This is a genomic window from Pseudomonas sp. p1(2021b), assembly GCF_020151015.1.
GTDB classification, from domain to species: Bacteria; Pseudomonadota; Gammaproteobacteria; order Pseudomonadales; family Pseudomonadaceae; genus Aquipseudomonas; species Aquipseudomonas putida_K.
Window position 1 is genome coordinate 2,525,517 of sequence record NZ_CP083746.1, and the last position, 24,146, is coordinate 2,549,662.

The window sequence follows — 24,146 nt, forward strand, 5'->3', positions numbered from 1 at the left end:
ACCTCGTTTGTTCTTGGGTAGGTGAATCGCTTCAGCTGCGAGCATGCACCCACTGGAAGAAAAACACCAGTCTGGCTCAAATTTGCCTTTGCCGGGCCGATAAACAATTAATCGCCGCCGATTTCCGCCCAATGAAGACTCTCCACGTATCCCCTGACCAGCCGCCGTCCTGCAAAGGCACGCTGCGGCGCACTGTGCACCGCTTGCTGCCGGTCGGCTTCGCCCTGGTGGGCATCGGCCTGTCCATCGCGCTCGGGCACTTGGACATGCGCCGTGAGCAAAGCGAACAGCTGGCGAACATCGCCGCACGCCTTTCCGGGGTGCGCAGCGCCCTGGAGGCGCAGCTGCGGGCGGCATTCGCCGAGGCTGAAGGCATCGCCCAACTGATCTCCACCGATGGGCGGATCAGCCCTGGGCACTTCCATGGGATGGCCCAGGACGCGCTCGAGTCGGTGCCCTACATGCACCACATCGCCCTGGCGCCGGACGATGTGATCAGTGCGGTCTATCCCGAGCAAGGCAACCAGTCGATCCTGGGCCTGGACTATCGTCGGCTGCCTGACCAGTTCCCCATGTTGCAGTCGGCCCGTGAGCACCGCGAGGCCGTGCTGGCCGGCCCGGTCGGCCTGTACCAGGGTGGGCGGGCATTGATCTATCGGCGGCCGGTGTTCGTCTCCGGCAAGCGAGGGGTGAAGCTCTATTGGGGCAACGTGTCGATCGTCGCCGATATCGACAGCCTGCTATGGGCCGCAGGCCTGCGCCCGGACCTGGATATTCAGGTGGCGCTGCGCGGGGCCGACGGCAAGGGCACGGATGGTGCGCTGATCTGGGGCGATCCGCAGCTGTTCGACGACCCGCTGCTCAGCCAGTTGGTGACGGTGCCGGGCGGGCACTGGCAGATGGCCGCCGCGCCTCGCGATGGCTGGCCGGTGCTGGGCCTGTTCGCCTCGCCGCTGTTTCTTTTCGCCCTGACCTGCACGGGGCTGTTCAGCCTGTTCGTCGCCCAGCTCAACGGCAACCAGCGCCTGTTGCAGCAGCGCAACCGCGAGCTCCGCCAGTCCCAGGCGCAGCTCGAACGCCTGGCCCACTACGACACCATCACCGGCCTGCCCAATCGCGTGTTGTTCCAGAAACAGCTGGCAGAGGCCATTGCCAGAGGCCATGGGCTGGCTGTGCTGATCCTCGATATCGACGGGTTCAAACAGGTCAACGACAGCCTGGGCCATCCGATGGGCGACCTGCTGCTACAGCAGGCCACGGCGCGCTTCCTGCAGGAGCTGGACAGCGCCGACCGGCTCTGCCGCCTGGGCGGCGACGAGTTCGTGTTCATGCTCCAGGGCAGCCAGGGCCAGGTCAGCCACCAGGTATGCGCCTTGCTGCGCTGCCTGCAGCGGCCATTCGACCTCAACGGCAATGCCGCGCTGGTCACCGGCAGTATCGGCCTTGCCCGCTGCCCGCAGCATGGCGAGGCGGTGGACAGCCTGCTGCGCCATGCCGACACCGCCATGTACGCGGCCAAGGAGGGCGGTCGCAATGCCTGGCGGCCTTATCACCCGGACATGACCGAGCGCCTGCAGCAGCGCCTGGAGCTGGAGCGCAACCTGCGCCGGGCCTTGCAGCATGACGAGTTCGAGTTGTGGTACCAGCCCAAGCTCGACCTGTTCAGTGGTCGCGTGAAAGGGGTAGAGGCGTTGCTGCGCTGGCGTGACCCTGAACGCGGGCTGGTGTCGCCGGCCGAATTCATCCCCCTGGCCGAACGCACCGGCCTGATCATCCCGTTGGGTGAGCGCGTGCTGGAGCTGGCCTGCGCCCAGCTGGCCGCTTGGCGCGCCGTCGACTGCCTGCCCGGGTCGATGGCGATCAACGTGGCGGCGTTGCAGATCGAGCGCAGCGACTATGTCACCAGCCTGGCCACGACCCTGGCCCGCTACGACCTGCCGGCGAGCCTGCTGGAAGTGGAGATCACCGAAAGCCTGCTGATGGAAAGCCAGCAGCAGGCCTGCGCGGTGCTCGCACAATTGCGGGCCATGGGTGTGGCCACGGCAGTGGATGACTTTGGCACCGGTTATTCGTCGCTGGCCTACCTGCGCGCCTTGCCCATCGATCACCTGAAGATCGACCGGGCGTTCATCAAGGACCTTCCAGGCGATGACGATGCCCAGGCGGTAGCCTGCGCAATCATCGACCTGGGCCACGCCCTGGGCTTTCGGATCACCGCCGAGGGTATCGAGACCCAGGCGCAATATGACTTCCTGCGCAACGCTGGGTGCGATCAGGGGCAGGGCTTTCTGCTCGCGCGACCGATGCCGGCGGCGGACCTGGCCCGTTGGCTGCAGGCCAGCCGGGACTGCGGCTGACCGGCTTACCTGCTTGGCCAGCAGCCTCAGGACTCGACGAGCCTGGGCACGGCTCCATAGCCAATGCGCTGGGTTTGCCTGAGCTGCTGCTCGACCAGCGATTGCAGTGATTCGCCGGTGGGCAGGTAGGCGTCGCCGAAGTCCTGACCGCCCAGGGCACTGGGGTGCGTGACGATTTCCAGGATGCCATGGGCCGGGGCCAACCCGGCCTTGAGGTCCGCCGGGGTGCAGACGTAGTCGGCCGTGGCACCACTGAGCTGGCGCAGGCGGCGGTTGAGCAGGCTCTTGTACAGGTGCTTGACCGGGCCGATGTTGCGCCCGAGGTTGCGTGCCAGGCGCACGGGGACGCCTTGGCTGCGGGCAAAACGCGCGACCACTTCGCCGACCGGCCAGATATTGTGCACGTGCTGGTGCGAGTCGAGGTGGCTGGGCACAAGGCCGTGGGCCAAGCAGTGTTGCCATTGCGCGTGCAGTTCCTGCTCCACGGCGGCACGCTCGCGCCGGGACAGGCGCAGGGTCGTGCGTTTGAGCGCGAAGGCGAACTCCCCGGTAGGCGAACAGAATCGTGGCTCGGCGAGAATCGCCTGGCTCAACGGCCGCCCCTGGGTGAGGTTGAAGTGCAGGCCTATCCGGCCCAGCAGTTCGGGCTGGCGAGCCAGGGCGCAGGCCGCAGCGAAGGCGGGCATGTTGGCCATGGCCGTGGCCGAACTGATCAGCCCGGCCTGGAACGCTTGCAGGATCACCGCATTGGTGTGTGGGCTCATGCCGAAGTCGTCAGCGTTGACTATGACCTGGGAGGGCATCGGGGTTCTCCTGTGGCAAATGGGATGGTGCCGGGGCGGCCAAAGGCCGCCGGTGTCCGTTCAGGTAGGGTTTGAGCAGCCGCCAGGCGCGCAGAGCCAGGCCCAGCAGGCGACCGTCCAGGCGCTTGCTGTAGAGGCTAAGGCGCCATTGTTCGAGCGAGTCGGTCATGCGTTCGTGCAGCTGGTGGCTGGAGTTGTGCAGGCTGACCCGGGAGGCGTCGACCCAGGTCCATCCTTCGTCCAAACCCCAGCGAATCCACTCGTCCAGCAGCACGCGGCCGCTGCCGAGGTCGCGATGCTCCGGCACGAAGGCCAGGTTGTAATCGTAGAGCCGGCCTTGTTCGAGCAGGCCGAGGCGGTAGCTGATGCAGCGACCGTCCAGCTCCAGCAGCACCAGGCACACCAGGCCTTCGGCGGCCAGGGCGGTGAACGCCTGGTATATCCATTGGCGGCGCTGCGTACCCGAGAAGATCCCGACCTCCTCATCACCTTTCCAACTGGCGGCCTCCACGGCGCTGACGGCCTCGATCAGAGCGTGGATGTCGTTTAGGCTGGCTTGCACGCGCCGTACCCGGGCTCCACAGGCGGCGATGCGTTTGCGCGCCCGGCGCAGCTTGTAGCGTGGCGCGCCGCTGGGCTCCTGGCGATCGGCCGGGCTGATCCGGTGCAGCGGGACCATGCAGCTCAGTCGCTGCTCGCAATGTGAACTCGCTGTGGCCCACCGGCCCAGCCAGCCATAGGGCTGCACCGACACTTCGTTCAGTTGCAGCAATGCGTGGGGCAAGTGTTTGCCGATGGCCTGGAGCACGCTGTCTGCATCCGCTTCGGGGAGATCGACGAGCAGGGCGATGCGGTCGCTCAAGGGGTAGCCCAGGTGGCGTACCACCGGAAGGTTGAACGGGCCGTACGGTTCGCGCATGCGCACCAGTGGCAGGCAAAGCCGCAATTGCGCTCCCCGAAAACCCAGCAGCACCTGCAGGCGTTGCCCGGGCTGCAGGGCGCCCTCGGCGGCCTGCAGCCAACCTAGGTGGTTGAACGGGGTGCTACCCGGCACCCGCCGGCGCAGGGCCTCGTATTCGTCAGCCGGGAAGTCGGGGACGAACAGCGAGTCGTGCCAGCTCAGTCGTAGGTCCATGGCTCAAGGCTCCTTGACGGTGGTCTGGTGCGTAGGTGCAAAGCGTTTGGCGTATATGCGCCGCCCTGTCGAGGGTGTGTCGGGGAGCGCCTGCGCAGCGTTCCAGCCAAGGGCGAACAAGGTCTGCCCGGGTACCTGGAAGTGCACCTGGCCGGCGTTGCACGCGAAGGTGGCCAATTGCGGCTGGTTGTCCGGGCCGAACAGCTCCAGACGCGCATCCGGGCAGGTGCCCAGGGTGAGTTCGACCTGCTGCAGGCGGTCAGCCTTGTTCACCCCCAACAGGCTGCGCCGATGTCCTTCGGCCATGGCCAGGGCATCGACTTCGAACCCGTCGTTGTCCAAGGCCAGTACCTGGCCCAGCCAGTGCTGTTGGATGAACTGCTGGGCCAGGCCGACCGGCTTCAGTTGGAAGTGCGTGTCGTCGATGACTTGGACCATGCCTTTGGGCCATTCCGGCTCGTCGGCGACATGGAACCAGTTGAGCATGTCCAGCAGACCATCGGCCGAGGCATTGATCACCACCGACGCCCACCAGACCCCGGCGTAGTGGGTGTTCTGGTCGTAGGGGCTCAGGCTCGAGCCGCTGGACAGATTGGTCTGGTCCAGCAGTAGCGCCTTGCGCGGCCTGCCCCGGTCGTCCAGCCCCACCAGGGCGGCGGCCTGGCGCACGCTGTCGCGGTAGCTGCGGGTAGCCAGCAGGTCGCGAACCATCCACTCGTGCCAGGCCAGGGCATCGACTTGTGCGCCCTGTTCCTCGAGCAGGCGCCGGGCCCAGTCGATACCGCGCTGGCCCTTGGCGTCATCCCTGAACGGGCCGCCGAGCCAGCGCGAAGAGGCCGGGATGGCGATGCGGACGCCGGCTTCGCGGGCGCCGGGCCAGTTGTGCACCACAGCGGTCATGAGGCGAAAGTAGTCGCGGAAGCTAGCGTAGTCGGGGTAGTTGAGGTTGGGTTCGTCGGCCACGCTCAGGTAGTGCACGCCCTTGCCGCCGAGCCTGGTGGTCGCTGCAAGCCAGGCCTGCAGGCCGTTGCGGGTGGGCGCATCGGCTGCCAGCACGGCGCGCCGGCCGGTGCCGGCCAGCAAGGTGATGTCCTGGGCGATGGCGAAGCGCTCCTGGTACAGGCGTCGCCAGGCGTCTTCGTAGTGCGGCTTGCGCACCAGAACGTCGACGAAACTGTAGAAGCCCGCCGCCTGTGGGCGCAGGGCATCCAGGGCGGCAAAACTGGACGGTGGGGGCGCCACGTAGTGCATGGCCACGCCCAGCCGTGGCGTAGGGCCTACTGCCCGTTCAGCAACCTTGAGCGCTACCAAGCCTTGGGCGAGTGGCAGGTCGCCGAGATGTTCGGCGCGCTGGGCGAACAGGTTGGCCGTGCCGTCCAGCCAGAACGCAGCCTTGCCGCTGCCTTGCAGGTACAGGCGCCAGGTTTCGTCGCGGGTACTGAGTGGCAGCTTGTGCTGGTCGAACTGCCAGTAGGCCGGGTGGGGCGCGAGCGCGACCTCTACCTTGTAGCCGTCGCTCAGGCGCTGGGCCAGCAGGCGACTCACGCCGCCATGGTATTTACCGGCCAGGCTCGCCTGTTCGCCTGCCTTGACGCGAAAGAACAGGGAGGTGCCCGATGCCATTTCGGCACTGAAATGCACTTTCGCCGGTGCGAACAGCGCCCGGGTCGTATCCCGGTGCTCGACCTGGTAGCCGCGGAAGCTGTAGCCGGGGATTTCCAGCCGGTAGGGGCCTGCGCCGGGCTCCAGGGACCAGGTTTGTTCGCCCCGCACCTGCTCGGCGCGAATCGCCCGCTCGGCACTCAGGCGCCCCTGGCCATCGAGTAGGTACAGATGCTCGCCGTTGGCATCGGCCTGCCAGGCCGGACGCCACTGGATGCGCAGTTCGTCGGTGCGTTCGGGCAGCAGGTACAGGCTGCCGTCGCGGATGTCTCCCCAGTGCAGGCTGGCGGCCAAGGACCACGACGGCACCAGTGCCGCGAGCAGGGCCAGGCACTTCACGCGGGCCTCCGTTGCAGCATTTCACGCAGCGGGGTGTGGTCGCCGGGCAGGATGATCAAGGTCCGCCACAGCGGCACATTGCTCAGCTGGCAATACACCACGAGCATCGCCAGGGTCACGGCCAGGTAGGCGACCGATGATGCCAGGGCTGCGCCGACGATGCCCCAGGCCGGGATCATGAAGATATTGAGCAGCAGGTTCAGCGCCGCGCCGCCGCCCATGATCAGCGACACCGTGCCGGGCCGGTTCTTGCCCAGCAGGTCCAGGCGCAGGATGCTGGCGTAGCACAGGCCCAGCAGCCCTGGCAGCAGCGCGAGCAGGGCTGGATAGGCAGGCGCGTACTCGATGCCGAACAGGGTGATGATCAGCCACTTGCCGATCAGCGCCATGCTCAGGCAAGCCAGCAGCATCACCGTGGCGGTCAGGCGCAGGGCCAGGGGCGTGAGGCGCTGCATGTCGGTATCCTGCTGCAGCAGGTGCTTCATCAGAGGGGTGGTGACAGCTTCGGGGACGATCAGCAGCAGTTCGGCCGCGGCGGTGGCCATGGCGTAGTGGCCCAGGGCGGTACTGCCGAGGACGGCGCCGATGAATAGATAGTCCGAACGCAGGATCACCTGCTGGAACAGGAGGTCAGGGTGGCTCTTGGCACTATAGCTCAACAGTTCGCGCTGGCCGCTGCGGTCCCAGCGCAGGTGCACCGGGTATTGGCGCGCCAGCCAGGCCACGCCCAGCAGCAGTACCACGCCAAGCCCCAGCAGCCAGCTGATCAGTGCGGCCTCCATGGCCTGCTCGCGCCACATCCAGAAGAGCGCCAGGAACAGCAGCAACGGTGCCAGCGACTCGGTCAGGCGCAGGGCGTTGAAGGCATCCACGCCGCCACTAGCATTGTGCAGGGTCAACAGGCCGCTCTTGAGCACGGCCATCGGCACGGCCAGCAGCAACAGCCAAGCCAGCAGACCAAGCTGCTGAGTCACTTCCAGTTGGCCACCGAACTGGCGGACCAGAAAGACCCACAGCAGGGTCAGCAAGCCGGCGAGCAGACAGCCGTAGACCAGCACCTGGGTCAGCAGCAGGCCCATGTCGCGGCGCTTGGCGGCCTGGTAGCCGACTGCGCTGTTGAGCCCACCACTGGTGACGGCGCTGATCAGGTCGGGCAGGGCGCTGAGCAGGGCAAACAGGCCCCGTTCGCTGGGCCCGAGGATCCGCGCCAGCAGCACGTTGCGCAACAGGCGCAGGACGATCATCGCAAGCTTGGTGCCCATGCTCAGCGCCAGGTGACGCAGGTAGGTGCTACGGATCATGCAAGACCTCCACGGGCGATGCGCCAGGCCAGCAGCGAAGGGCAGGCAGCGGTGTGCTGGCTGACGCCGATACGCGGCAGGGCGAGAGGGTCGTCGTCATCACGGAACAGGCCCTGCCGGGTGCTCAGGGCATAGGCATAGCTATGCCGGGCGACCCATGAACGGACCCGGTCGTCGTGGTCGCCGTTGGGGTAGCAGTACACCGGCAGCGGGTGTTCGCAGTGCTGTTGCAACGCGGCGTGGCTGCGCTGCAGCTCGTCGTTCAGGCCCTGTTCGTCGAGCTCGGGCAGCAAGGCATGGCTGGCGCCATGGGGGCCGAAGTGTATCAAGCCGGTCGCCTCCAGCTGGCGCACTTGATGCCAGTCCAACGCTTGCGGTTCAGGTTCGGCCGGGCAGGCGTCGGTCACTCGCTGCAAGGTGGGCTGGCCAAGGTTCTTGAGACTTTGCAGGTAGCGGGCCAGCACCTGGCTGCGGGTATGGGATCGGCTGTTCAAGAAATACGCCGCTGGCAGCGGGCGACCGGTCTCACGCAATTGCTCGGCCAACGCCAGGCGTGCATCCTCGCCGCGGGTGCCCCACAGGGTTTCGCCGATGCTTTCCCACCAGAAGCGCTGGCGGCTGCCGATGTAGTCCGTGGACAGGAAGATGCTGGCCGGCACGCGATAGCGCAGCAGCAGCGGAAAGGCATTGACTGCATTGTCGCGCCACCCGTCGTCGAAGGTCAGGGCGACCCTGGGCTGGCCGTGGCCGTTGGCGCGCCGAGGGCCTTGCAGCAGGTCCATCAGGGAGACGCATTCGAAATGCTGCGACAGCCAGCGCAGCAAGCGCTCGAAGGCCTGCGGGCCCAGGCACAGCTCGTTGCGATGGGGCAGCGCCGCGAGGCTGTCGTCCTCGAGCACCCGGTGCAGCATGAGGATCACGCCGGTGTTGTGCAGGCGGGCCAGGGTCCTGGGCAAATTGAAGTACAGCCAACCGCTGGCCTGCTTGATACGGGTCTTGATCGGCATAGGGGTGTACTCATCGATTCTGGTCGGGGTTCCACTGGCTGTAGCTGTACCCGCGCAGGAACTGCCACACGCCGATGCTCATGCCGGCCACCGTGACCAGCATGAAGGCGGCCAGGCGAAACGGCTTGGGCAGTCGGCGACGGGCATCCAGCAGGCCGAGCACTGCAGCGCCATAGCCGAGCAACTGGGCGGCCAGGCAGAGCAGGTAGAAGCCACCTTCGGTGGCCAGCCAGAGGTTGGCCAGCAGCAACGGCACCAGTAATACCGGAGCCAGGCGGCGGATCAGCTTGTGGCTGGCCAGGGCAATCGCGTACAGGCCATGCCTGAAGGGATTGAGCAGCTCGCGCCGGGCGGCCAGGCTCAGCAGCCCCCCGACGGTGACCCGCTGGCGACGGCGGAACTGCTTGCCGGCCTCGTCCACCCCTTGGTCCAGCACCACGGCCTCGGGCACGTAGACGATGCGCTTGCCGGCAACCGGCGCGCAGGTGCTGATGAAGAAGTCGTCGTTGACCTGGCGGGGAATCGGCTGGAACAGTTCGCGGCGCAGGGCGAGCAGGGCGCCGTCGGCCGAGACCATGCAGCCGGTGCGGTTCTCGACCTTGCGCAGCCAGGCTTCGTAGTGGCGGTACAGGCTGTCGCCCAGGCTCAGGCCTTGCCCGGGTTCGGGAATGATCATGTGCCCGGCGGTGCAACCGACTCGTGGATCGGCGAACGGGGCCAGGAGCCGGCGCAGGGTGTCGCCGGACCACTGGTTGTCGGCATCGGTGAATACCAGGATCTCGCCCTGGCAGCTTTGTACCGCTGTGTTCAGCGTGGCCCCCTTGCCCTGACGCGGCAGGTCCAGCACCTGTACACACACAGCACCGATGGCACGGGCACGGGCCACGGTGAGGTCGGTGGAGCCGTCGCTGGCTACCAGCACCTGCAGGTCAGCGGCCGGGTAGTCCTGGGCCAGCACGCTGGCCAGCTTCTGTTCGATGTGCCGCTCTTCGTTATAGGCGGCGATGACCACACTGACCCGTTGCGGGGCCAATGGGCCAGGTACCCGGCGGGGGAAGAAGGGCGTGGCCAGGGTCAGCAACAGCGGGTAGCCGACCCAGGCGTACAGCGGCAGCAACAGGCATGACCAGAAAATGACCTCAGCCACGGGCAGGCCTCCTTGCGGTGCGGTTGAACAGGTTCAGCACGATGGCGGCGCCGGCCAAGTGCAGGCGGACCCAGTGCAACGCCCACAATTGCAGGGTGAACATCGGGGCACGGTGCTTAAGGCTCTGCCTCAGGCTCAGTGCCAGGGCCGGCACGGCGCCCAGCACCATCAGCAACAGGGCGAGCCGACCGGCCCCCTGGAGCAGTGCCAATAGTGCCAGGGCGGCCAACGCCCAGGGCGCCAGCGACAACAGTGGGAAGCGCAACATGCGCAGGCTTGCGCCATGGTTGCGCAGCAGTTGCAGGTGGCTGCCCTGGCGCCACAGTTCCTTGCCCAGCCATTCGCCCCAGCTGCCCTCGAAGCCCCAGTGCAGCACCGTCGGCTGACGCAGGGCGCGCAGGCGCGCGCCGGCCTGGTGCAGGCGCAGGGTGAAGTCCTTGTCCTCACCGGTGCGCAGGCGTTCGTCGAAACCGCCCACCCGCTCGAACCAGTCGCGGCGCAGCAGCAGGTTGGGCGCCGGCAACCAGGTGCTTGGCTGCAGGGTTGGCCCGGCGCGCAGCGTGCGCCGCTGCCAGGCGTAGGCGAACCAGGGGGCCTGACGGGGGGTATCGCAATCGAGGGCGAAGACATCGCCTTGGTCACGTTGGTGCAGACCGACCAGCAGGGCGAGCCAGTCGCCAGGCACTTCGATGTCGGCATCCAGGAACGCCAGCCAGTCGCTGCAGCTGGCCCGGGCACCCAGGTTGCGCAGGGCGCCGATGGTCGCGCCCGGCAGCGTCAGTACCGTGGCCCCGAACTCGCGGGCGATATCGGGGCCGGCGTCGGTAGAGCCGTTGTCCACCACCAGCAGTTCACACGCCAGGCCCGCCTGCAGGGCCGCTGCCCGGGCGCACGCCAGGGTACGGCCGATGTGGCGGGCTTCGTTGAACATGGGGATGACGATGCTCACCTGGTTCATCGCGACACCGCCGTGGACGGGGCCTCTGCGGCTTGACGCACCAGCACGCTGGACAACGCCAGCATCATCCACAGGTACTTGTGGCTGGGCACGCTGAGGAACATCAGGAACAGCCCGATGGCTACCAGGCTCATGCTCAGGTGGGCGGCGAGGTCGGCATGGTAGTGGTCTGCGGCGGCGCGCCAGCGGGCGCTGGCCCTGGTGAAGTTGCGCAGCGCCAGTAGCATCATGCCGATGAACAGCAGGCCGGCGGGTATGCCGGTTTCGGTGATCAGTTCCAGGTACGTGTTGTGCGCCTGCCGATAGAGGTCATCGCTGGTGCGCTTGGCCGGAGCGAAGGCTTTGGAAAAACCGGTATTGGCATAGTGCAGTGGGAAGGTGCCGGGGCCGGTACCGAGCAGCGGGCTGTGGCTGATCATGTCCTTGCCGACCACCAGGTAGGAGGCACGTCGGCCCAGGGATTCGTCCTTGTGCGCACTGATCCCCGACTTGAGCTGGGCCAGCGACTGGATGCGCTCCAGGTATGCCGGCGGCATCAACGCCGCGCCCAACGGCAGCACGATGGCCAGGCCCAGCATGGCGAAACCCAGGTGCCGTGGCCGAATACGCGCCAGTTGCACACGGTAGACGTACAGCACGGCAACCAGGGTGGCCAGTAGCACGAGCAGGCCGGAACGCGACTCGGTGCGGGTCATCCCGGCAAGCATCAGCAGGCAGCAGGCCGTCCAGAACAGCTTGGCCGGTACCTGCCGGGCCTTGATCAGCAACCACAATGCCAAGGGCATGGCGAAGGTGATCAGCAGGGCCAGCACGTTAGGGTCGAGCAGGGCCGAGGCGCGACCTTGTTGTTGGTATTTGCTCGAGAGCATGGCGAACAGGCAGGTGACGCACACGCTCAGGGTCACTACCCGGCACAAGGTCGGCAGGCTGAGCTCGCGCCCCACCAGCAGGGTGATCACGAACACCACCAAGCCTACGGTGAATTCGCGCAGGTGGTTGAGCGAGAGCGCCGTATCGTCGCTGGTCCAGAGGCTGAGCAGGTACAGGGCCAAAAACGGCACCAACAGACGCCACTGGTTGCTGTGCAGGCGCTCACCCGGCAGCTGGCGCACCGCCAGTTGCAGGCCGAGGGTCAGGACCAGGCCGAGGCCGACGATCTTGGCCGCGGACACCTCGCTGTCCTTGAGCAGGCCTTCCAGCGGGACCAGCAGGGCAATCGCCAGCAGGCCCCAGGCGGGCTTGCGGTACAGCACCAGGGCACCGGCCAGGCCCACCACCGCCCCTGGCGCGAGATACGGGAAAGGGCTGGCGAGCAGGGCCAGGCTGAGCAGGGCCGCAAGGCCAACCAGTGACAGGGGCATGATCATGCGACAACCTCCTCGGTGGCGCCCTGGTAGACCAGGGCCCAGCGTTGTGCCAGGGTCGGCAGGTGGTAGCGTTCGCGTTGGGTTCGCTGTGCCCGGGCTGCCAGTTCGGCAGCCTGGGCGGGGTCTTCGATCAGGGCTTGCAGGTGCTGGGCGAGTTCGTCCACGGCCAGGGGCCTTGCCAGCAGCCCGCTACGGCCGTGCTCGATGACATCCGGGATGCCGCCAACGCCGAAGGCCACCACCGGTACCCCATCCTGCATGGCCTCGAGCAGGACCATCGGCGTGCCCTCGGTGCGCGAACTGATGACCAGCGCATCCAGGCGTGCCATCCAGCTGCGCATGTCGCGCTGGAAGCCCGGCAGTTCGATGCGCGAACCCAGGCCCGCGGCGTCGATGCGCGCCTGCAGCCGCTCGCGCTCGGGGCCGTCGCCGAGCATGACGGCCTTGATCTTGGCGTAGCGCCGGCACAAGGGGATCAGTGTGTCGAGGAACAGGTCCGGGCCTTTTTCGCGGGAAAGGCGCCCCACGTAGCCGGCCAGCCAATAGCCCTTGACATGGCGTTCGGGCAGGCCGCGTGCCGGCGGCAGGCCATTGGGGATCACCCGCAGCTTGCCGGGCGCCACCCCAGCCTGGTGATGCAGGCCGGCGATGCTGTCGGCGACGCACACCACCGTGCCTACCACCGGCGTGCGGCATAGTTGCAGGCCAAGCCAAATATAGAAGCGCTGCTTGAGGCTGCGCGGCGTGAAGCCGTGTTGCGTGGTGACCAGAGGCAACCCGCACAGGGCCGCTCCTAGCCAGCCGAGGGCCAGGCCCTTGAAATTGTGGGCATTGATCAAGGGCCGTGCATTGCGCTGGGCGAGCAACTGCCTGAGTACCGCGGCCGAACCACGGCAGGTCAGGCAGTCGATACCGGCCTGGCGAAAGCGCGCCGTCAGCTCGACCGGAGCGTCGAGCAACAGCACCCGGTGCCGGCCAGGCGTGGCCAGGCAGTGATCCAGGAGCATGCGCTCGGCGCCGTAGAACCCGCCACTGCTGAGCAGGTGCAGGATCGGCCGTTCGCCAGGGTGGGCAGCGCTGTTCAATTGCGCACCCAATGCATCAGCCGTGGCAACGTCCAGGCCTTGTGCGGGTTGGGCAGGCCAGGGGCCTGATCGTTGATCACCAGCAGTACCGGCAGCCCCAGTTCCTGGGTGATCTGCGCCGGGTGCTTGAAGCGATGGTCGAAGAACTCCTTGACATAGACCAGGGCGATGGCCAGCAGCAAGCCGGTGAGCAACCCGAACGGAATGATCAAGCCGGGGCGCGGGAAGGCCGCGGTGGTAGGCTCGTAGGGGGCACTGAGAATGCGCGCGTTGGACTGGCTGCCGTCGAACAAGCCCTGACCGCGGCTTTCCTCGTAGCGTTGGGCATAGGTGGAGAAGGCCTTGTGCAGGGCGTCGATCTCGGTGTCCAGTTGGCGGGTCTTGCTCTGGGTTTCACGCAACTGGTGGATGCGCTCCTTGAACTCACCGATGCGCTGGGTCTTCTGCGCGATCACCTGCTGGGTCACGGCCAGGTCCTGCTGGCGTTCCTGGATGCGGTTGGCGATCACCTTGAGGAACTGCGCACGCAACTGGGCGATCTGCTGGCGGGCCAGTACCATCTGCTCGGCACCGGGCAGGAACACCGTGGTGTCGGCATTGTAGCGGGCCATCTGCGAGGTCAGCTGTTCACCGATCTGGCGGATCTCACGGTCCTCGAAGGCAACGTTGTCCACCGTGGTGGTAAAGGTGTAGGGGAAGGCGTAGTCGGCCATGCGCGCCTTGCGTGCATCAGCCAGGCTGCCTTGCAGGTAGTCCAGCCATTGCTGGTTCTGCAGCTGCCGGTCGCGCTGGGCATTGAGCGCCTGTTCCTCGGTGTTGATGGCGTTGAGACGGAAGGTGATTTCTTCCTTGGGGTCGGAGGAGCCGATCGCCGCCAGCAACGCCAGGCGCTGGTTCTCCAGGTCGCCCAGACGGGCCTGGTAATGCAGCTTCTTCTGTTGGTAGAAGGCTTCGGGCAACTCGTTGGACTGCAGGTCCTGGCGGTTCTTCAGGAAGTTGTCCAGCAGACGTGCGACGAACAGCGTGCCAAGCTCGGCATCCGCGGCGCTGTAGGACACCGAAATGACATTCGAACCTGGCAGGGTCTTGATGTCCAGGTCATCGAGCGCCTGTTCGGTGAGGGTGTCCAGGGTCTTGTCGCGGCTATTGTCGGCGGGCCCGGCCAGCCAGCGGCGCACCGGCTCGATCACCTGCTGCTGCAGCGGCATGAACAGTACCCGCTGGAGCAGGCCCGGCTCGTGCTGGTAGTGGCCTTCCTGGCGCAGCTGGCTGATGGTCTGGCGGATCAGGCTGGGCGAGCGCAGGATATTGCTCTCGGTCTCCATGTCGGCCAGCGTCGGCGGGATGAACTGGTCGGCTTCCTGGGACAGGGCCGAGCTGGTATCGCTCTGCGACAGCTTCTTGGACTGCACGATCACTTCGGCGGTAATGTCGTAGCGCTGTTGCAGTACCAGGGGCAACACCAGGGCGATCGCGGCGAACACCAGGAACACCCGCTTCACCAGGTGGCGGTTGGCGAAGAAGATGCGGAAGAACTCATGCACATGGTTTTCTTTCGGTTGCGTGATCATGGTTCGTTCCCCCGTTCAGTTGTCGTTGTTCTTGTTGTCGACGCGGTAGCTGAAGCTGAAACCGAAGCCCTGGAACAGCACCACATCGGCCAGTTGCCGGGACAGCTCGGCAGCGCTGGCCAGGGAGGTCTTGGGCACGTAGAGCATGTCTTCGGGCTGCAGGTAGGCCAGCTTCTGGCTGCCGCCGGACAAGGCCTCGTCGACGTCATAGTTCACCGCATGGACCATGTTGCCTTCGCGGCGCATGATCACCACCGAGCCGAGCTTGGCCTTGAGGGTCGGGCCGCGGGCCAGGGTCAGTGCCTCGAGCACCGAGACCGGGCGGCGGATGGCGAAGGCCCCAGGCTGGCCCACTTCACCGAGTACGTAGATCTCGTTGGCGGCGGTCGACTTGAGCAGCACATCCACGGTCATCCGGCCGGGCAGGCTGGCGTAGCGCTCATTGAGGTAGTCGCGCAACTGGTTGACGGTCATGCCCTGCAGCGGCACCGAGCCGATTTCCGGGAAGGTGGCGCGGCCATCGTTGCCCACGGTGATGTCGCGGCTCATGCCCGTGGTGGGGTGCACCAAGGTATCGCGCAGGGCCGTTTCGCTGGTCATCGGGCTCAGCACCCGGACGCTGACTTGGTCGCGGTTGGGCTTGAACACGCGCTTGTCGTTGTAGGCCTGGCGTATGGCACCCTCGGCCTCGGCGGTGGTCATGCCCTCCACGCGCACCGTGGAGTTGGTGCTGGGCAGGGTGATGGTGCCGTCCGGCTGCACCAGCTGGCTGCCGTTCAGGCCGCTGGCGGCCATGAAGGACAGGTCCAGGGTGTCGCCGGACTGGATGCGGTAGACACCGGCCGAGCGGTTGCTGACGTGGAAGATCACTTCTAGTACATCCTGTGGGCGCAGCACCTGCTCGCGACGTGCCACCTCGGTGGCCTGGCTCTCGGCGGGCGAGGCCGTGAGGATCTGTACCGGCATCTCGCGGTTCTGCTGGCTGGCGCAGCCGGCGAGGGCCAGCAGGCACAGGGCTATCGATGGGTATCTCATGGCGTTCATCCTGTGCGGCCTCTCAGAGGTTGTCGTACAGCCACTTGGGCATGTAGTACTTGCGCTTGTTGAACACGCTGCCGATCAGCCGCGCGCCGGCCTGGGACAGGCGCTGGGCCGCCGCCTGGGCCACTTCCCAGCGGGTCTGCTCACCGCATACCACCAGGATCACGCCATCGACCAGGGGCGCGATCACCAGGCTGTCGGCGCTGGCGTAGATCGCCTCACCGTCGATCACCACGAAGCGGTACTGCACGCCCAGATGGCGCAGCAGCACGCGCAGACGCTCGGGGTCCAGGTGCTCGCGCTCGCGCTTCCAGGTGCCGCCAGGCAACAGGTCGAACGGCTGCTCGGTGAGGCGCACGATGCAGTCCTGGGCCAGCGGCGGGGTGTCCTGGTCGAACAACAGATCGGTGTAGCCGCGCAACTTGCCCAGGCCCAGTTGCTGGCTCAGGCTATTGGCGCCGCTGCTGCTGTCGATCAGCAACACGCTGCCGGCGCTCATCATTGCCAGCTGGCTGGCGAAGGCCAGGGCGCTGGTGCTGGTGCCGGTTCCGGTATTGGCCGCGGTCAGCAGCAGGGTACGCTGCTCGAGGTCGAGTACGGTGGCGGTCAGGTTGGTTTCGCTCGGCGGGGCGACACTCAGGCTTCTTGAAGTAGAACCGTCCATCTCAACTTGCTCCGTGGCCAGTGAAGACTTTGAACGGAGTCTTGAGAAGGATCTTCAGGTCCAGCATCAGGCTCTGTTCGTTGATGTAGCTCAGGTCCAGCTGTACGCGTTGGTCGAAATCGATGTCGCTGCGCCCGGAGATCTGCCAGAGGCCGGTCATGCCCGGATAGATGCACAGCCGCACCAGGTGGCTGTCCTTGTAGCGGTAGGCGTTGAAGGACGTAGGGCGTGGGCCGACCAGGCGCATGTCGCCGGTGACCACGTTGATCAGGTTGGGCAGCTCGTCCAGGCTGCTGCGCCGCAGCCAGCGACCCACCGGGGTGATGCGCGGGTCATTGTCGATCTTGAAATCGATGGCGTCCGCGCCGTGCTTGTTCAAATGGCGCACCGATTCCTTGAGCGACTCGGCGTCGGCGACCATGGTGCGAAACTTGAACATGCCGAACAGGCGACCGCGGTAGCCGGTGCGCTTCTGCACGAAGAACACCGGGCCTGGGCCCGAGCGCTTGATCAACACGGCGAGTACCAGGAACAACGGTGACAGCACCAGCAGCAGGCCCAGCGCCGCCAGGCATGACAACACTCGGTTGGTGCGCGAGAGCGACCAGGGCCGCCCACCGGCCCGCCCGCTGATCCAGCCGCGGCCCTGGATATGGATGGCCGCGTCGATGCGCTGCCGGTGGCTGGGGTCCATGCGCTTGTCCTGGTACAGCGCCTGGGCTTGCGCACTTTGAGGTTGTCCTGTCATACGGCCCTCCGTTGATCTGCCTGCCCGTGGGGGCAGTACCCTTGAAACCAGGCGACGAAGCGCTTGAGCCCCTCATCGAGGGAAACCTGCGGCGTGAACCCAGTCAGCTGGGCCAGGGCGCTGGCGTCGGCACAGGTGCTCAGGACATCGCCCGGCTGCAGCCCGAGCAGTTCGACTTGGGCGTTGCGCTGCAGGTGGCGCTCCAGCAGGGCGAGGTAGTCGCGCAGCGCGACGGGGCGCTGGCCGCCGATGTTGAACAGCCGCCAGGGGGCGCTGCTGCTGGCGGGATCCGGGGCGTGGGCGGACCAGCCCGGATCACCGCTGGGCGCCAGCGGGAGCAGGCGCACCAGGCTTTCGACGATGTCGTCGATGTAGGTGAAGTCACGCTGGTGGTTGCCGTGGTTGAACAGCTGGATCGGTCGCCCGTCGGTGATCGCCTGGGCGAACTGCATCGGCGACATGTCCGGGCGCCCCCAGGGGCCGTAGACCGTGAAGAAGCGCAGGCCACTGCAGGGGATCCGGTACAGGTGGCTGTAGCTGTGGGCCATGGCTTCGTTGGCCTTCTTGGTGGCGGCATACAGCGACAGGGGGTGGTCGACGGCGTCCTGGACCCGATACGGGGTGCGCTGGTTGGCGCCGTACACCGAGCTGGACGAGGCGTACAGCAGGTGCTCGACCGGGTACTGGCGGCACCCTTCGAGAATATTGAGAAAGCCCACCAGGTTGCTCGCCACGTAGGCCTGAGGGTTGTGCAGCGAGTAGCGCACGCCGGCCTGGGCGGCCAGATGGATCACCACCTGTGGGCGTAGCGTGGCGAACAACCGGAGCATGGCGTCCTGGTCGCACAGGTCCAGACAGTGCAGTTCGAAGGGGCCGGCCTGCTCGCGCACCCACTGTACCCGGGCGTGCTTGAGCGCTGGGTCGTAATAGTCGTTGAAGTTGTCCAGGCCCTGCACCTGGTGGCCATCGCGCAGCAGGCGCAGGCAGGTGTGAGCGCCGATGAAGCCGGCAGCGCCGGTGACCAGGATCTTCATTGGTCGGTCACCCGCGCGGCTACGTGGCGCAGGCCGATGCCGCAGTAATGCAGGCCGTGGGCTGCGACTTGTTCGGGGTTGTACAGGTTGCGCCCGTCAACGATCACCCGCGCCCGTAGCTTGCTGGCCAGCAAGGTGAAATCGACCACGCGGAAGTTCTTCCATTCGGTGCAGATCACCAGGGCATCGGCATCCTGCAGGGTGTCGTCACGGGTGGCGCACAGTTGCAGGTCGTCGCGGTAGCCATAGAGCCGCCTGCATTCGTCCATGGCCTCCGGGTCGTAGGCTCGCACCGTGGCACCTTCGGCCCACAGCGCTTCCATCAGGTAGCGACTGGGCGCTTCGCGCATGTCGTCGGTATTGGGCTTGAAGGCCAGCCCCCACAAGGCGACCGAGAGCCCGGCAAGGTTGCCGCCCAGGTGCTGCTTGAGCTTGGCGAAGAGGATCCGCCGTTGCCGGTCGTTGACCTCGTTGACACTCTGCAGCAGGCGCAGGGGCATGCCGCTGTGCTCGGCGGTGCGCAGCAGGGCCTGGATATCCTTGGGGAAGCATGAGCCGCCGAAGCCGCAGCCGGGGTAGATGAAGTGGTAGCCGATGCGTGGGTCCGAGCCGATGCCCTTGCGCACCGCCTCGATGTCGGCGCCCAGGTGCTCGCTGAGGTTGGCCAGCTCGTTCATGAAGCTGATGCGCGTGGCGAGCATGGCGTTGGCGGCATATTTGGTCAGCTCGGCGCTGCGGTTGTCCATGAACATCAGCTTTTCGCGGTTACGGCAGAAGGGCGCGTAGAGCTCGGTCAACTGTTCACGGGCCAGTTCGTCATGGGTACCGACGATGATCCGGTCGGGTCGCATGCAGTCGGCCAGGGCGCTGCCTTCCTTGAGAAATTCCGGGTTGGACACCACGCGCACCTGCAGCCGCTCCTTGCCCAAGCGCTTGAGCTCGTCGCAGGCCAGCGTCAGAACCTGGTCGGCCGTGCCTACCGGCACGGTGGACTTGACGATCAGGGTGCGGTCGCCGTCCATCAGCTGGACAATCTGGCGGGTGACCTCCAGCACATGGGAAAGGTCTGCCGAACCGTCCTCGTCGGGCGGGGTGCCGACAGCGATGAAGATCAGCTCGGCGTGGGTGACCGCATCGCTGGCCTGAGTGCTGAACAGCAGGCGCCCATCGCGGATGTTGTCCTCCAGCAGGTCCGACAGCCCCGGCTCGCTGATCGGGGGCACACCTTGGCGCAACTGGTTGATCTTGTGGGTATCGACGTCCACGCACAGGACGCGGTGCCCCATGTCGGCCATCGCCGCCGCTTGTACCAGTCCGACATAGCCAGTGCCAAACACGCTCACGTCCATGCCCAGTGCCTCAGTGAACAGTAAGGGAGGAGAAACATTGCGTGACTTTGGTATAGCTCAGCTCTCTGGATTTGCGTCAAACCTATGGCGTGTTTCGCTTAACTTACAAGCGCTGATGGGCAGAGCTGCTGGCAAGTAACCCTATTCAAGTCCATGGGTTAGCTTTGAAAGCTAGTGGCGTTTAGCCGGTCGGCGAGCCGATGAGTGGTAGAGACCTCTAAAACAGTGGGCTGCAGGTAATAGAGGCGCTTGTGGGGAGCGGAAAAAGTCGTCGGATTTCGGCTTAGGTAAAGTGGCGGAAAATTGACTTTTGTCGTTCTGTGGGTGGGGTCTCAGGCAGGCTGGCCGGCTTCCCGCAGCTCAAGCGTATGCAACACCCGGAACGCCTGCGCTTCTTCCACCAGCCAATCATGCACCGCGCGGGCCCCCGGCTGGCTCAGGCCTCCGGGTGGGTAATGCAGCATGTAGCGCTTGTGGTTGGCGATCGGCACGCCGAAAGGCACGATCAGCGTGCCACGCTCCAGCTCGTCATTGAGCAGGGTACGCCGGGCGATGGCCACACCCACACCGGCGATGGCCGCCTCGATGGTCAGGTGGTTGCGGTTGAAGGTGTGGCCGCGACGCACGTCCAGGCTGCCGGCACCGATGCCCTCGAGGTAGAACTCCCACTCAGCGTACTCGGAGCTGCCACGCCAGGCGGTGATGTCGTGCAACAGTGGGTAGTGCACCAGGTCGGCCGGGCCGTGCAGGGGCGGGCGACCACGCAGCAAGGCCGGCGAGCACACCGGGAACACCTGCTCGTCCAGCAGCGGCGTGGAGAGCATGCCGGGGTAGCTGCCGTCATTGAGGTCGATGGCCAGGTCGAAGTCGTCCGGGTGCAGGGCCTGGTTGCTGTCCTCGGCCACCAGGCGCAGCTCGATGTCCGGGTAGCGTTGTTGGAAGCGTGGCAGGCGCGGCGTCAGCCATTTGGCCAGGAACGAGGGGATCGAACGCAGGCGTAGGGTGCCACGGATCTCGCCAGCATCCAGGCGCAGCAGTTCGGCCTCGATGCTGCCATAGGCCTCGGCCACGGTCTGCGCCAGGCGCTGGCCCTCGGCGCTCAGCTCCACCCCGCGGGCCCGGCGCAGGAACAGGCGATAGCCCAGGCGCTCTTCGAGCTGGCGCATCTGCTGGCTGACCGCGCCCGGGGTGATGTGCAGCTCCTCGGCGCAGCGGGTGAACGACAGGTGCCGTGCCGCGCAGGAAAACACGTTCAGCCAGACGAACATCTGGCCATTGAGTTGACGCCTCATGGTTTAGTACCGCTAAAGCCTTGCTTAGGAATTTTCGTTGGTCATTGCCAAAGATGCGCGGCAGTATCGCGCAACTTCGCAATAGCGTTCAATTTTTCCGGAGGAGCGGGCAGCAGCCAGACAAGCTGTCAAGCTCAGGCATTAGCATGGCTATCAGTGTTTTCGATCTCTTCAAAATCGGCATCGGCCCGTCCAGTTCCCACACCGTAGGCCCGATGCGTGCCGCGGCGACCTTCGCCCAGGCCCTGCGCGAGCGTGGTCTGTTGGCGCGGGTAGCCCGTGTCCAGGTGCGCCTGTACGGCTCGCTGTCGGCCACCGGCGTCGGCCACGCCACTGACCGCGCGTGCCTGCTGGGCCTGATGGGCCAGTGGCCGGACCGCATCGACCCGCACAGCATCGAGCCGCGTATCGCCCAGCTGATGCAGGCGCGTTGTCTGCTGCTCGATGGCAGCCACCCGCTGGCCTTCGAGTATGGCCGTGACATGCTGCTGCTCGACGAGAGCCTGCCGTATCACCCCAATGCCATGACCTTGGAAGCGATGGATGGGCACGGCAGCCTGTTCAGCCAGACCTACTACTCCATCGGCGGCGGTTTCATCGTCGAACAGGGCGAGATCGATGCGCCGAAGGACGATGCCGCTCAGGTCAGCCTGCCCTACGAGTTCGGCAGCGGCGCCGAGCTGCTGGCCCTGTGCAAGGCCCACCGGCTGAGCGTCAGCCAACTGATGATGGCCAACGAATGCGCCTGGCGACCCGAGGCCGAGGTGCGCGCGGGGTTGCTGAAGATCTGGGGGGCCATGAAGGACTGCGTCGACAACGGCCTGCGCAACGAGGGCATCCTGCCGGGTGGCCTGCAGGTCAAGCGCCGCGCGGCCAAGCTGCACCGCAGCCTGCAGGAGCTGGGCAAGCCGAACGTGATCGGCTCGACCTTGAGCGCCATGGAATGGGTCAACCTGTTCGCCTTGGCGGTCAACGAAGAGAATGCCGCCGGTGGGCGCATGGTCACCGCGCCCACCAATGGTGCGGCGGGGATCATCCCGGCGGTGCTGCACTACTACATGAAATTCAACCCCAGTGCCTGCGACGACGACGTGGTCGCCTTCCTGCTGGCCGCCGCAGCGGTGGGCATCCTGTGCAAGAAGAACGCCTCCATTTCCGGCGCCGAGGTCGGCTGCCAGGGCGAGGTCGGCTCGGCCTGCTCGATGGCGGCGGCCGGCCTTGCCGAAGTACTCGGCGCCACGCCGCCGCAGTTGGAGAATGCCGCCGAGATCGCTCTGGAGCACAACCTGGGCCTGACCTGCGACCCGGTCGGCGGCCTGGTGCAGGTGCCCTGCATCGAGCGCAACGCCATTGCCGCGGTCAAGGCGATCAATGCCGTGCAGATGGCCTTGCGCGGCGATGGCGAACACTTCATCTCCCTGGACCGGGTGATCCGCACCATGCGCGACACCGGCGCCGACATGCACGCGAACTACAAGGAGACCTCCCGCGGCGGCCTGGCCGTGGCCTTCGTGGAGTGCTGAACCTGGGTTGCGTGCGCGCATACCTTGTAGGTGCGGGTTCACTTACGAAGCGTGTGGCGCATTGCATGGCACCGGCTTTGCCGGTGTTCGCGGGTAAACCCGCTCTCATAGAACAACGCATGACCGTTTGATTTGCGGCACCCTGTAGGAGCGGGCTTGTCCCGCGATTAGGCCGGGCCCGATATCACCGTCGCCTGGCAAGGGCTTCGCCCTTGATCGCGGGACAAGTCGGACCGCCGCACCGCCACTCCTACAGAAGAAGGCGGCGCTAGCCACTTGTTCTCTGCGCGACAGCGCAGCCCGAAGGGCTGGGTAATCTCCCACAAGGAGGTACCGCGCTGCCATAACGGGGCGCCGCGTCATCGAAACAATGCAACACCCGCTGTACCGAGCAACAAAAACAACTACAAGGCGATACCCATGACTGATGTACAAAACACCACGAGCATTCGTGTGGATTCGGCCGCCCCGGTTTCGACCGAGGGCACGACCAGCTGGAACCGGCACGACACCACCTGGGCCCTGGGGCTATATGGCACGGCGATCGGGGCGGGGACCTTGTTCCTGCCGATCAATGCCGGCGTGGGAGGCTTCTGGCCCTTGCTGATCCTGGCCATGCTGGCGTTCCCCATGACTTTCTACGCGCACCGGGCGTTGACCCGCTTCGTGTTGTCCGGCCGCAAAGGCGGCAGCGAGGACATCACCGAAGTGGTGGAAGAGCATTTCGGCACGGGAGCCGGCAAGCTCATCACCTTGTTGTACTTCTTCGCCATCTTCCCCATCCTGCTGGTCTACAGCGTGGCCCTGACCAACACCCTCACCAGCTTCCTGGAGCACCAGCTGCAGATGACCGCTCCACCGCGGGCGCTGTTGTCGTTGTTGCTGATCCTGGGCTTGATGGTCGTGGTGCGCTGTGGCCAGCAGATCATCGTCAAGGCCATGAGCGTACTGGTCTATCCCTTCGTCGCCTCCTTGCTACTGCTCGCCCTGAGCCTGATTCCCAACTGGAACGGCGCTTTCTTCGCCCAGGCCAATGAGGGGTTGGACGCATCGAAGCTGCTGCTGACCCTGTGGCTGGCGATACCGGTGATGGTGTTCTCGTTCAACCACTCGCCGATCATCTCGGCCTTCGCCGTGGACCAGAAGCACCGCTACGGCGCCGATGCCGACCGCAAGAGCGGCCGCACCCTGGCCACTGCCCACCTGATGATGGTGGTGACGGTGATGTTCTTCTGCTTCAGCTGCGTGCTGGCCTTGAGCCCGGATGACCTGGCGGCGGCCAAGGCGCAGAACATCTCGATCCTGTCGTACCTGGCCAACCACTTCCAGACCCCGGTGATCGCCTTCGTCGCCCCGCTGATCGCCCTGGTGGCGATCACCAAGTCGTTCCTGGGCCATTACATCGGTGCCAGCGAAGGCTTCCAGGGCATGATCATCAAGAGCCTGCGCGGGCGTGGCAAGGCCTGGCCGGCCAAGCGCCTGGAGCGGGTGACGGCGTTGTTCATGGTGCTGGCCTGCTGGTTGGTCGCGACACTCAACCCGAGCATCCTCGGCCTGATCGAGAGCCTGGGCGGGCCGGTGATCGCCTGCCTACTGTTCCTGATGCCGATGTATGCCGTGCGCAAGGTGCCGAGCCTACGCCAGTACTCGGGCAGGCTGTCGAACCTGTTCGTGGTGTTGGTAGGGCTGATCACCTTGTCGGCGATCGTCTATACCTTCGTGGCTTGAGTGGGCGGGCAGGGCTGCTTCGCAGCCCTGTCGCC

At 66.0% G+C, this 24,146-nt stretch carries 19 protein-coding genes; 3 read left to right on the forward strand and 16 right to left on the reverse strand.

All coding sequences use genetic code 11. From position 1 onward, the window contains the following. Window positions 1-131: 131 nt before the first annotated feature. Window positions 132-2,357: a putative bifunctional diguanylate cyclase/phosphodiesterase gene (locus tag K8374_RS11650; protein ID WP_224459166.1), complete on the forward strand. Its 2,226-nt coding sequence runs from the start codon at window positions 132-134 to the stop codon at window positions 2,355-2,357. A gap of 26 nt (window positions 2,358-2,383) precedes the next feature. On the opposite strand, the gene K8374_RS11655 is transcribed toward K8374_RS11650, so the two are convergent. From K8374_RS11655 to K8374_RS11730, 16 genes are all read right to left on the reverse strand, one after another. Continuing rightward, complete coding sequence (locus K8374_RS11655; RefSeq protein WP_224459167.1) at window positions 2,384-3,160, reverse strand: carbohydrate deacetylase; 777 nt, start codon at window positions 3,158-3,160, stop codon at window positions 2,384-2,386. After that, window positions 3,132-4,295 carry a GNAT family N-acetyltransferase gene (locus tag K8374_RS11660; protein WP_224459168.1) on the reverse strand — a complete coding sequence of 388 codons (1,164 nt, stop codon included), beginning with the start codon at window positions 4,293-4,295 and terminating at the stop codon, window positions 3,132-3,134. Before K8374_RS11660 ends, K8374_RS11655 begins: the two co-directional genes overlap by 29 nt. Window positions 4,296-4,298: 3 nt before the next feature. Further along, on the reverse strand, window positions 4,299-6,296 hold the full coding sequence (locus K8374_RS11665) for a hypothetical protein (RefSeq protein ID WP_224459169.1): 1,998 nt from the start codon (window positions 6,294-6,296) through the stop codon (window positions 4,299-4,301). Next, the gene (locus K8374_RS11670) at window positions 6,293-7,597 is read right to left on the reverse strand and encodes an oligosaccharide flippase family protein (RefSeq protein ID WP_224459170.1); all 1,305 of its coding nucleotides are present in this window, start codon (window positions 7,595-7,597) and stop codon (window positions 6,293-6,295) included. Before K8374_RS11670 ends, K8374_RS11665 begins: the two co-directional genes overlap by 4 nt. Beyond that, window positions 7,594-8,604 carry a polysaccharide deacetylase family protein gene (locus K8374_RS11675; RefSeq protein ID WP_224459171.1) on the reverse strand — a complete coding sequence of 337 codons (1,011 nt, stop codon included), beginning with the start codon at window positions 8,602-8,604 and terminating at the stop codon, window positions 7,594-7,596. The genes K8374_RS11670 and K8374_RS11675 overlap by 4 nt, the downstream gene beginning before the upstream one ends. 10 nt (window positions 8,605-8,614) lie before the next feature. Beyond that, entirely contained in the window at window positions 8,615-9,751 is a 1,137-nt protein-coding gene (locus K8374_RS11680; protein ID WP_224459172.1) for a glycosyltransferase family 2 protein, read from the reverse strand. Then, window positions 9,744-10,709 carry a glycosyltransferase gene (locus tag K8374_RS11685; RefSeq protein WP_224459173.1) on the reverse strand — a complete coding sequence of 322 codons (966 nt, stop codon included), beginning with the start codon at window positions 10,707-10,709 and terminating at the stop codon, window positions 9,744-9,746. The genes K8374_RS11680 and K8374_RS11685 overlap by 8 nt, the downstream gene beginning before the upstream one ends. Next, window positions 10,706-12,076, reverse strand: a complete 1,371-nt coding sequence (locus tag K8374_RS11690; protein ID WP_224459174.1) for an O-antigen ligase family protein — start codon at window positions 12,074-12,076, stop codon at window positions 10,706-10,708. The genes K8374_RS11685 and K8374_RS11690 overlap by 4 nt, the downstream gene beginning before the upstream one ends. Then, entirely contained in the window at window positions 12,073-13,161 is a 1,089-nt protein-coding gene (locus tag K8374_RS11695) for a glycosyltransferase (RefSeq protein WP_224459175.1), read from the reverse strand. The genes K8374_RS11690 and K8374_RS11695 overlap by 4 nt, the downstream gene beginning before the upstream one ends. Next, window positions 13,158-14,732, reverse strand: coding sequence for a GumC family protein (locus tag K8374_RS11700; protein ID WP_224459176.1), 1,575 nt, complete (start codon window positions 14,730-14,732; stop codon window positions 13,158-13,160). Before K8374_RS11700 ends, K8374_RS11695 begins: the two co-directional genes overlap by 4 nt. A 15-nt stretch (window positions 14,733-14,747) precedes the next feature. Beyond that, window positions 14,748-15,767: a polysaccharide biosynthesis/export family protein gene (locus tag K8374_RS11705; RefSeq protein WP_196156381.1), complete on the reverse strand. Its 1,020-nt coding sequence runs from the start codon at window positions 15,765-15,767 to the stop codon at window positions 14,748-14,750. Window positions 15,768-15,789: 22 nt separating this feature from the next. After that, window positions 15,790-16,437, reverse strand: a complete 648-nt coding sequence (locus K8374_RS11710) for a CpsD/CapB family tyrosine-protein kinase (protein ID WP_224459177.1) — start codon at window positions 16,435-16,437, stop codon at window positions 15,790-15,792. A gap of 1 nt (window position 16,438) precedes the next feature. After that, window positions 16,439-17,185 (reverse strand): sugar transferase, encoded by a 747-nt coding sequence (locus K8374_RS11715; protein ID WP_224459178.1) that lies wholly within the window; start codon window positions 17,183-17,185, stop codon window positions 16,439-16,441. Continuing rightward, window positions 17,182-18,219 carry an NAD-dependent epimerase gene (locus tag K8374_RS11720; protein ID WP_224459179.1) on the reverse strand — a complete coding sequence of 346 codons (1,038 nt, stop codon included), beginning with the start codon at window positions 18,217-18,219 and terminating at the stop codon, window positions 17,182-17,184. Before K8374_RS11720 ends, K8374_RS11715 begins: the two co-directional genes overlap by 4 nt. Beyond that, on the reverse strand, window positions 18,216-19,568 hold the full coding sequence (locus K8374_RS11725; RefSeq protein ID WP_224459180.1) for a UDP-glucose dehydrogenase family protein: 1,353 nt from the start codon (window positions 19,566-19,568) through the stop codon (window positions 18,216-18,218). Before K8374_RS11725 ends, K8374_RS11720 begins: the two co-directional genes overlap by 4 nt. A 332-nt stretch (window positions 19,569-19,900) precedes the next feature. Next, complete coding sequence (locus K8374_RS11730) at window positions 19,901-20,860, reverse strand: LysR substrate-binding domain-containing protein (RefSeq protein WP_224459181.1); 960 nt, start codon at window positions 20,858-20,860, stop codon at window positions 19,901-19,903. Between the two features lie 146 nt (window positions 20,861-21,006). Between K8374_RS11730 and K8374_RS11735 the strand changes: the two genes are divergently transcribed. Together K8374_RS11735 and K8374_RS11740 are read left to right on the forward strand one after the other, a co-directional pair. After that, window positions 21,007-22,383, forward strand: coding sequence for an L-serine ammonia-lyase (locus tag K8374_RS11735; protein WP_224459182.1), 1,377 nt, complete (start codon window positions 21,007-21,009; stop codon window positions 22,381-22,383). 420 nt (window positions 22,384-22,803) lie between these two features. Next, window positions 22,804-24,111: a serine/threonine transporter gene (locus K8374_RS11740; RefSeq protein WP_224459183.1), complete on the forward strand. Its 1,308-nt coding sequence runs from the start codon at window positions 22,804-22,806 to the stop codon at window positions 24,109-24,111. Window positions 24,112-24,146: the final 35 nt, after the last annotated feature.

Coding starts and splice junctions, on each gene's coding strand:
- K8374_RS11650 (WP_224459166.1), top strand. CDS start 132: ATGAAGACTCTCCACGTATCCCCTGACCAGCCGCCGTCCTGCAAAGGC.
- K8374_RS11655 (WP_224459167.1), bottom strand. CDS start 3,160: ATGCCCTCCCAGGTCATAGTCAACGCTGACGACTTCGGCATGAGCCCA.
- K8374_RS11660 (WP_224459168.1), bottom strand. CDS start 4,295: ATGGACCTACGACTGAGCTGGCACGACTCGCTGTTCGTCCCCGACTTC.
- K8374_RS11670 (WP_224459170.1), bottom strand. CDS start 7,597: ATGATCCGTAGCACCTACCTGCGTCACCTGGCGCTGAGCATGGGCACC.
- K8374_RS11675 (WP_224459171.1), bottom strand. CDS start 8,604: ATGCCGATCAAGACCCGTATCAAGCAGGCCAGCGGTTGGCTGTACTTC.
- K8374_RS11685 (WP_224459173.1), bottom strand. CDS start 10,709: ATGAACCAGGTGAGCATCGTCATCCCCATGTTCAACGAAGCCCGCCAC.
- K8374_RS11690 (WP_224459174.1), bottom strand. CDS start 12,076: ATGATCATGCCCCTGTCACTGGTTGGCCTTGCGGCCCTGCTCAGCCTG.
- K8374_RS11700 (WP_224459176.1), bottom strand. CDS start 14,732: ATGATCACGCAACCGAAAGAAAACCATGTGCATGAGTTCTTCCGCATC.
- K8374_RS11705 (WP_196156381.1), bottom strand. CDS start 15,767: ATGAGATACCCATCGATAGCCCTGTGCCTGCTGGCCCTCGCCGGCTGC.
- K8374_RS11710 (WP_224459177.1), bottom strand. CDS start 16,437: ATGGACGGTTCTACTTCAAGAAGCCTGAGTGTCGCCCCGCCGAGCGAA.
- K8374_RS11715 (WP_224459178.1), bottom strand. CDS start 17,185: ATGACAGGACAACCTCAAAGTGCGCAAGCCCAGGCGCTGTACCAGGAC.
- K8374_RS11720 (WP_224459179.1), bottom strand. CDS start 18,219: ATGAAGATCCTGGTCACCGGCGCTGCCGGCTTCATCGGCGCTCACACC.
- K8374_RS11725 (WP_224459180.1), bottom strand. CDS start 19,568: ATGGACGTGAGCGTGTTTGGCACTGGCTATGTCGGACTGGTACAAGCG.
- K8374_RS11730 (WP_224459181.1), bottom strand. CDS start 20,860: ATGAGGCGTCAACTCAATGGCCAGATGTTCGTCTGGCTGAACGTGTTT.
- K8374_RS11735 (WP_224459182.1), top strand. CDS start 21,007: ATGGCTATCAGTGTTTTCGATCTCTTCAAAATCGGCATCGGCCCGTCC.
- K8374_RS11740 (WP_224459183.1), top strand. CDS start 22,804: ATGACTGATGTACAAAACACCACGAGCATTCGTGTGGATTCGGCCGCC.